This is a genomic window from Cupriavidus sp. IDO, assembly GCF_000812465.1.
In the GTDB taxonomy this organism is placed as follows: Bacteria; Pseudomonadota; Gammaproteobacteria; order Burkholderiales; family Burkholderiaceae; genus Cupriavidus.
Genome location: NZ_JWMA01000152.1, coordinates 1 through 3,037, shown reverse-complemented (window position 1 = coordinate 3,037; position 3,037 = coordinate 1). Strand labels below are relative to the sequence as shown.

Sequence of the window (3,037 nt, the reverse complement as noted above, 5' to 3'; positions counted from 1 at the left end):
TTTTTTCCCCCCCCCCCCCCGGGGGGGGGGGGGGGGGGGGGGGGGGGGGCCAGGCGCCGGCATACCGACGACTTTCACTTCGTTGACACTCCAGCCCTCACCCCCGCCCCTCTCCCACTACGCGGGAGAGGGGAGACAACAATCTCAGTCTTGATGTCGTCAGCAGTCTGGCCCCACTGCTCACGCCACGTGCCGACCCTTGCCCTGCCAATACTTGTCCCGCACCTGCCGCCGCAGCACCTTCCCCACCACACTGACCGGCAGCGCTTCAACGAACGTGATCGACTTGGGCCCCTTGAACCTGCCGAGCCGCTCCTTGACGAACGCAATCAGGTCCTGCTCGCTGACTTGCGCGCCCCTGCGCAACTGCACCTCGGCGTGCACGGCTTCGCCCCACTCCTCGCTCGGAACGCCCACGGCGGCCGACATCGACACCGCCGGGTGCGCATTGAGTGCCGCCTCCACTTCGATGGCGTAGACGTTGAAGCCGCCCGTGATGATCATGTCCTTCTTGCGGTCCACCAGGTGGACGTAGCCTTCCGCGTCGATATAGCCGAGGTCTCCGGACTTCCAGAACCCGTCCTCGAATTCGGCGGCGGTCGCCTCGGGATTCCGGTAGTAGCCGGAAATCACGCCGCGGCTGCGCGCCCAGATCTCGCCGACCGTGCCCGGTGCCGCGTCGTTGCCGTCGTGATCGACGATCCTGACCTCGACATGCGGCTGGAGCCGGCCAGCGGAGCCGAGCTGGTCATCCGTCGCGGTCAGGTGATCGCCCTTGCCCAGGATGGCGACGGACTGGAGGCTTTCGGTCGCGCCGTAGTACTGCACGAAGACATTGCCGAAGCGTTCCTGCGCCCGCCGCAGCTTGGCCGGGCTCATGGGTGCCCCGCCATACGCGATGGTCTGCAGCGAGGACAGGTCGTAGTTTGCCGCTTCGGGCATGTCGAGCAGCCGGTAGATCAGCGTCGGCAGCAGCAGCGTCATCGTGATCTTCTCGGCCTCGATGTTCCGGCACATCAGTGCCAGGTCCGGCAGGTTCTGCGTCACGGTGCAGGCGCCGCGGAACAGCGTCGCCAGGACCCCGAAGCCGGAGCCGTGGCTGATCGGGGCCATATGCAGCATGCGCGTATCGGGTAGCTGGACTTGTTCTGCCTCCATGAACATCGTGTCGCGGCAGGCCAGCCAGTTGTCCATGGTGTACTGGGCGCACTTGCCGGCGCCCGTGGTGCCGCCGGTGAAGCGGTAGACCAGGATGTCCTTGTTCGCGTCGTTCTCGACGCCGGGATCGTGGTCAGGCACGCCTTCCATCAGGTCCCAGAAATAATGCAAACCTTCGCGCGCTTCGGCCGGCGGATCCATGCAGACCACCGTGGCGCCCAGCTCGCGCAGCATGCCGTAGTAGCGGTCGAGCAACGCGGTTTCGATAAACACGACCTTGGGGCGGATGTACTCGGCCTGGCGGCGGTGCTCGTCGAACGCATCACGGAAGTTCGTATAGGCTGCCGCCGCGTCGCCCTTGAGCGCCGTCCAGAAATGCAGCAGCGACATATTGTCGTTCTCGAGCACGCAGAGATAGATGTCGCCGCGGCGCAGCTGCAGACGCTCGCGCATCATGTTCACGATGCGGTTGGTCACCGAATGGAACTCGCGGTAGGTGTAGCGGCGGTTGCGTTCGATATTGACCAGCGCCTCCCGGTCGCCGAAGCGCAGGACCAGGTTGGCGAACAGGCGGGCAAAATTCGTCTTCATCCTTTGTCTCCTTTTCTTCTCAGTCCGCACCGTAAGCGCGGCGCCTCGATGCGGATCGGGCATTCCAATGCATGAAGGGAACCCCGGCCCCCCGACCAGGATTCCCTTCCCCAGGCTACGCGCCAGGCTCCGCCGGATCAGGCAGCCTTGGCATGCTGCATCATGGTGGTGACGAACGCATGCACCTGCTGGTTGGCGTCGTCGCGATGGGCCGAGGCGCTCCAGTCGTTGATCTGTGCAAAGTGCGCCGCCACGGCATCCACGGACAGTTCCTCGCGCGGGATGTACACCGGAGTGGTCTCCTGCAGCCGGATGGCCGAGAACACGCTGCCGCTGGCGCCAAGGATAACCTTGCTCGGCGCGTTCTCGCTGACCAGGAAGAGCGCACCCGGCGTCACCTGCTCCGGACCGGTCGCCTTGAGGATATCTTCCGGAAGCACGTCTTCGGTCATGCGCGTGGCGGCCATCGGTGCCAGCGTATTGACGCGGATATCGTTCTTCCTGCCTTCGGTCACCAGCATGTTCATCAGGCCGACCACGGCCATCTTGGCCGCGCCGTAGTTGGTCTGGCCGAAGTTGCCGAACAGGCCGGCCGCCGACGTCGTCATCAGCACGCGGCCGTAGTTCTGCTCGCGCATGGTTTCCCACACGGCCTTGGTGCAATAGACCGACCCCATCAGGTGCACGTCGACCACGGCGCGGAAGTCGGCCATCTCCATCTTGGAGAAGGTCTTGTCGCGCAGGATGCCGGCGTTGTTGATCAGGATGTCGACGCGGCCGAACTCGGCCTTGGCCTGCTCGACCATGGCGGTGGCCTGCTCGAAGTCGGCGACGTTGGCACCGTTGGCGATGGCCTGGCCGCCGGCCTTGCGGATCTCGTCGACCACGGCCAGCGCGGCGTCGGAAGAGCCGCCCTTGCCGTCGCGGCTGCCGCCGAAGTCGTTAATCACAACCTTGGCGCCGAGGCGGGCCAGTTCCAGCGCGTGCACGCGGCCCAGGCCGTTGCCGGCACCCGTCACAATGGCCACACGGCCGTCAAAGCGAATCGTCATGGTATTACCTCGAAGTACTGGATGATGAATGGCTTGCGTGGTGGTTTGCCCGGACACGCATGCCGGTTGTTCAATGCCACCATGGGACAGGCTGGTTGCTCCCCTCTCCCACGCCAGTGGGAGAGGGGCAGGGGGTGAGGGCTAGCGCCGCCACGAAGTGAAAGGTATCGCCACTGCAAGCGCCTGCCCCCCCCCCCCACCCCCCTCCCCCAAGCGGGGGGGGGGGGCAAGCCGCC

General features: G+C 65.5%; 2 protein-coding genes. Both read right to left on the bottom strand.

Annotation, left to right across the window (positions count from 1 at the left end; all coding sequences use genetic code 11):
- Positions 1–180: 180 nt before the first annotated feature.
- The gene (locus RM96_RS29690; RefSeq protein ID WP_039015319.1) at positions 181–1,749 is read right to left on the bottom strand and encodes a class I adenylate-forming enzyme family protein; all 1,569 of its coding nucleotides are present in this window, start codon (positions 1,747–1,749) and stop codon (positions 181–183) included.
- A gap of 137 nt (positions 1,750–1,886) precedes the next feature.
- Entirely contained in the window at positions 1,887–2,801 is a 915-nt protein-coding gene (locus tag RM96_RS29685; protein WP_039015318.1) for an SDR family NAD(P)-dependent oxidoreductase, read from the bottom strand.
- Between the last annotated feature and the right edge of the window lie 236 nt (positions 2,802–3,037).

Coding starts and splice junctions, on each gene's coding strand:
- RM96_RS29690 (WP_039015319.1), bottom strand. CDS start 1,749: ATGAAGACGAATTTTGCCCGCCTGTTCGCCAACCTGGTCCTGCGCTTC.
- RM96_RS29685 (WP_039015318.1), bottom strand. CDS start 2,801: ATGACGATTCGCTTTGACGGCCGTGTGGCCATTGTGACGGGTGCCGGC.